The following is a 4,547-nucleotide window of genomic DNA, read 5'->3' on the forward strand; positions in this document are numbered from 1 at the left end:
CATCGAGCTTGGCCAGCCGCGTGTTGTCGGCAAAGAGATCGTGTTTGATGGCGCTGCGGGTTGGCGGGGAAGGCATCGGTTGGCTTTCGTTTCGTCGTCGGCGTTTGAGGTGGGGGGTTGTTAGAGGTTCCCTAAGGTTCAAGCTGGCCTGCGCGTCCGGCCGGGGCCACGGCCTTGCCCGCGACCTGGCTGTTGTCGCTGGCTTCGCGGTCGCCCGGGGTGTCGTCATCGCTTGGCGCTCCATACCCCGGGTAGTGGCCATCTTGGGCAGGCTTGGCTGCGGCCTCCTGCCGCTCCTTGGTCATCTGCTCGGCCAACTGGCTGCGCCCCTCACGGGCCACGGCGATGAACCGGGCGCGGTCCTTGTGGTGCGGGTACATGCGATCGGCGAGGGCCATGTTGTGCGTGCGAAACCGCTGGGTGACGGCCGTGGCCTGCTCCTGCGTCAGCCCCATCAGGCCCAGCACTGTGTGCGCGCTTTGCAGGCTCGACTCGAACAGCTCGCGCTGCACCAGCGTGATGCCGACGTCGCGCAGCTTGTTCCAGTGCGTGATGTCGCGCGCGCGGGCCACCACCTGCAGGTGCGGAAAATGTTCTCGCGCCAGCTTCGCGATGGTGAGCGACTGGTCGGGGTCGTCAACCGCCACCACCAGGATGCGCGCGTGCTCGGCGCCCGCAATGCGCAGCAGGTCCAGCCGCGTTGCGTCGCCGTAGAACACGCGGTAGCCAAAGGTGCGCGCCACCTCCAGCATGTCCACGCTGTGGTCAAGCACCGTGGTGGGGATGCCGTGGGCCAGCAGCACGCGCGAGACGATCTGGCCGTAACGGCCGAAGCCCGCGACGATGACCGGGGCCTCCTGAGGCTCTGAAATTTCATCGGCCGCAGGTGCCTTGACCCGCGCATAGCGGCGCAGCAGCACACGGTCAAGCAGCACCAGCAGCAGCGGGCTGATCAGCATGGACAGCGCCACGGCACCGATCAGCAGCGAGGCGGTATCGGCCGAGAACACGCTGGCACCGGCGGCGGCCTGGAAAACCACAAACGCGAACTCACCGCCCTGCGCCAGCAGCAGCGTGAACACCGGGCGCTCCTGGTACGGTATGCCCACCACCTTGGCCAGTGCGTAGATCACCGCCGCCTTGGCGGCCAGAAAGCCGACCAGGATCGCCGCCATCAGCCAGGGCGAGCGCAGGATCACGCCAAAGTCGATGCTCATGCCCACGGCGATGAAAAACAGGCCCAGCAGCAGGCCCTTGAAGGGCTCGATGTCGGCCTCCAGCTCGCGCCGGTACTCGCTGTCGGCCAGCAGCACACCCGCCAGAAAAGCGCCCAACGCCATCGACAGTCCCACCATCACCATCAGATAGGCAATGCCCACCACCAGCAGCAGCGCTGCGGCCGTAAAGACCTCTGGTGTGCGGCTTTTGGCGATCCAGCGCAGCACAGGGCGCAGCAGCAGCCGCCCGCCCAGAATGATCGCGCCGATCACGCCCACGATCTTGAGCACCTCCAGCACCACGTCGCCGGGCGTGTGGGCGTTGCCCGCGCCTGCGGCAGCGCCCAGCAGGGGCAGCAGCGCCAGGATGGGGATGGCGGCCACGTCCTGAAACAGCAAGATCGAAAAGCCCGCCTGGCCGCTGTGCGTGCGCATCAGGTTGCGCTCGCTCAGGGATTGCAGCGCAATGGCCGTGGACGACAGCGCCAGCCCCAGCGCGCCGACAAGGCTCATGCGCCAGGGCAACCCCGCCAGTGCGCCCAGTGCAAACAGCACCGCCGCGCAGCCGAGCACCTGGGCGGTGCCGGTGCCAAAAATGGGGCGGCGCAGCGCCCACAGGCGGCTGGGTTGCAGTTCCAGCCCCACCAAAAAAAGCATCAGCACCACGCCGAACTCAGCAAAGTGCAGGATGTCCTGCACATTGCTGACCAGCCCCAGCCCCCAGGGCCCGATGGCAATGCCCGCCGCCAGGTAGCCGATGATGGCCCCCAGCCCGAGAGCCTGCGCGATGGGCACCGCCAGCACGGCGGCGGCGAGGTACAGGAATCCGTAGGTGAGCCAGGCAGGTGCGAGTTCCATAGGGGGGAGGGTGGGCAGGGCGAAATGCTCCGCTTTTGATAGCTGATTGCGCCCGATTATGTTGCCAAGTGGCGCTGATGGGGTTGGCATGGAGGCTGCAACGCGCGCCAGGGGCTCCGATGCACCCACCCGATGGTGTTGCGGCTCAGGCAACGGCAGACAGGGCGGGCCTTCCTGGCGGCCTTGTGCCAGAAAGCGGTGTTGCCAGGTTGCGGAGGGCCGTGGGCGCGGTCCTGTTTTTCGTCCCGCGCGGCTGGCCGCGCACCGGAGTGTCATTTGCTATCAAAAAAATAGCTTGCTGGGCCGTAAAATGAGGCGCACAAGGCTTTTTTGATTCGTATTTTTGTGCGTGCTCTGCTTTCAGGGGGTTGTCATGCCAGTCGTTGTTGTCGCCAATCCAAAGGGCGGCGTGGGCAAGTCCACGCTGTCCACCAACGTTGCGGGCTACTACGCCAGCCGCGGCCATGCGGTTCTTCTGGGCGATACGGATCCCCAGCAGTCGGCCCGCCTCTGGCTGGGGTTGCGTCCAGCCGCAGCGCGCCCCATTGGGGCGTGGGATGCCTCCGCCGACGTCATCTCCCGTCCGCCGCGCGGCACCACCCATGCGGTGCTTGACACTCCGGCCGGCCTGCATGGCTGGCGCATGAGCGATGTGTTCCAGCTTGCCGACAAGATCATCGTGCCGCTGCAGCCCAGCGTGTTCGACATTTTTGCCACGCGCAGTTTTCTCAACAAGCTGGCGGAGAACCGCCACGCGGCGGGCGTGCAGATCGGCATTGTGGGGATGCGGGTCGATGCGCGCACCAAAGCCGCCGAGCAACTCCACCATTTCGTGGACACGCTGGGTTTTCCGGTGCTGGGCTACCTGCGGGACACGCAAAACTACATCCATCTGGCCGCGCATGGCCTCACGGTGTTTGACGTGACGCCCGGCCGCGTGGGCCGCGATCTGGAGCAGTGGCAGAGCATTTGCAACTGGCTTGACGCCTGACCTGTGCGCCAGACGGACCCCGCGATTCGGGAATCCAACGACATTGGCGGATCACACCGGTCACCCGGCCACCCACGCAGCCCCCAGACAGCCCCCCGAGGGCACCCCATGGCATCCATGAAAATTTTCCGCTCCTACTCCGAAGTCAGTGCCTGCGTGGGCCAGGAGGTCGCTGTGACCGACTGGGTCACGATCACCCAGGAACAGGTCAACCTGTTCGCCCAGGCCACGGGCGACCACCAGTGGATTCATGTGGACCCCGAGCGTGCCAAGGCCGGGCCGTTTGGCGCGCCGATCGCGCATGGTTTTCTCACGCTGTCGCTGATTCCGCGTTTTTTCGAAACCGGTATCCGCATTGAAGGGGAGCGCATGGGCGTGAACTACGGCCTGAACCGCGTGCGCTTCACGTCGCCGGTGCCCGTGGGCAGCCGCCTGCGCGCGCGCCTGACCTTGCAAGCCGCAGAGCCCATCGCGCCCGACGGCGTCCAGATGACCTGGCTGGTCACCGTGGAGCGCGAGGGCAGCGACAAGCCTGCCTGCGTGGCCGAATCGCTGACGCGCAACTTCGGGGCGCCCGCCTGACGCCGTGACGCGCTGCCTCGGCTGGCACAGGTGACCTGAATCGGGGGCTCGGCACCCTCAGCCCATGGGGCTCAGCCGTTGATGGCGCTGCCCCCGGGCCCCATCGACATCGCGCCATCGGGCATGGCAAAGTGGTTTTGACGCCAGGCTTCAAACACCGTGACCGCCACGGCGTTGGACAGGTTCAGGCTGCGCTGCCCCGCCCGCATGGGCAGGCGAAGGCGCTGCGTGGGCGGGAAGCTCTCGCGCAGCGCTGGCGACAGGCCCCGGGTTTCCGCGCCGAACACCAGCCAGTCCCCCGGCAGAAAGCGGGTGGAATGCACCGGCTGCGAGGCATGCGTGGTCATGGCAAACATGCGAGCCGGGTCGGGCTGGGCGTCGCGCATCAATGCGGGCCATCCAGCGTGCCGTCGCACGGTGGCGTACTCATGGTAGTCCAGGCCTGCGCGGCGCATCAGCCGGTCTTCCATCGAAAAACCAAGGGGTTCAATCAGGTGCAGCGAGCAACCCGTGTTCGCCGCAAGGCGGATCACGTTGCCCGTGTTGGGCGGGATTTCAGGCTCGACCAGGACGATGTGGAACATCGGCGTATTGTGCGCCGCCGCAAGCGGTGCCGCCGTCTCGCAAAGGGGGTGGGGTCTGGTCAATCCTAGGAGCCTGTCGGACTTGGAGCGTCGAAAGCGAAAATCGGCCCCAGCGAGGACAGTTTTTGCCGAATTTGCAGCCCCATAGCCGAGCTATGGGGCAAAAAGGCGGATAAAAATGGACCGCTGCGGTCGATTTGCAGCCGACGATTTCCAAGTCCGACAGGCTCCTAGTGTGCTGTCCCGCAAATACGTGAGCAAAGTCGATGCAGCTTTTCAAGGATCGAATCGGCGGTGGCAGTCCATGTGAAGGGC

4 protein-coding genes are annotated in these 4,547 nt (G+C 65.9%); 2 read left to right on the top strand and 2 right to left on the bottom strand.

What is annotated here, in order from left to right:
- Positions 1 to 131 precede the first annotated feature (131 nt).
- Positions 132 to 2,075 (bottom strand): glutathione-regulated potassium-efflux system protein KefC, encoded by a 1,944-nt coding sequence (kefC, locus tag ACK543_RS06725; RefSeq protein WP_409942078.1) that lies wholly within the window; start codon positions 2,073 to 2,075, stop codon positions 132 to 134.
- A gap of 373 nt (positions 2,076 to 2,448) precedes the next feature.
- On the opposite strand from kefC, the gene ACK543_RS06730 reads away from it, so the two are divergent.
- Positions 2,449 to 3,066 (top strand): AAA family ATPase, encoded by a 618-nt coding sequence (locus ACK543_RS06730; protein ID WP_409942079.1) that lies wholly within the window; start codon positions 2,449 to 2,451, stop codon positions 3,064 to 3,066.
- A 117-nt stretch (positions 3,067 to 3,183) separates the two neighbouring features.
- A complete protein-coding gene (locus ACK543_RS06735; RefSeq protein WP_409942081.1) occupies positions 3,184 to 3,648 on the top strand; it encodes a MaoC family dehydratase in 465 nt (154 codons plus the stop codon).
- 71 nt (positions 3,649 to 3,719) lie between these two features.
- Here the strand turns inward: ACK543_RS06735 and ACK543_RS06740 are convergent, their stop codons facing one another.
- Entirely contained in the window at positions 3,720 to 4,232 is a 513-nt protein-coding gene (locus ACK543_RS06740; protein ID WP_409942080.1) for a tRNA (cytidine(34)-2'-O)-methyltransferase, read from the bottom strand.
- Positions 4,233 to 4,547: the final 315 nt, after the last annotated feature.

It is taken from the genome of Acidovorax sp., from assembly GCF_046341535.1.
GTDB lineage: Bacteria > Pseudomonadota > Gammaproteobacteria > Burkholderiales > Burkholderiaceae_C > Acidovorax.

What these genes read in the sequence shown, in the direction of transcription:
- kefC (WP_409942078.1), bottom strand. Translation starts at nt 2,075, where the DNA reads ATGGAACTCGCACCTGCCTGGCTCACCTACGGATTCCTGTACCTCGCC.
- ACK543_RS06730 (WP_409942079.1), top strand. Translation starts at nt 2,449, where the DNA reads ATGCCAGTCGTTGTTGTCGCCAATCCAAAGGGCGGCGTGGGCAAGTCC.
- ACK543_RS06735 (WP_409942081.1), top strand. Translation starts at nt 3,184, where the DNA reads ATGAAAATTTTCCGCTCCTACTCCGAAGTCAGTGCCTGCGTGGGCCAG.
- ACK543_RS06740 (WP_409942080.1), bottom strand. Translation starts at nt 4,232, where the DNA reads ATGTTCCACATCGTCCTGGTCGAGCCTGAAATCCCGCCCAACACGGGC.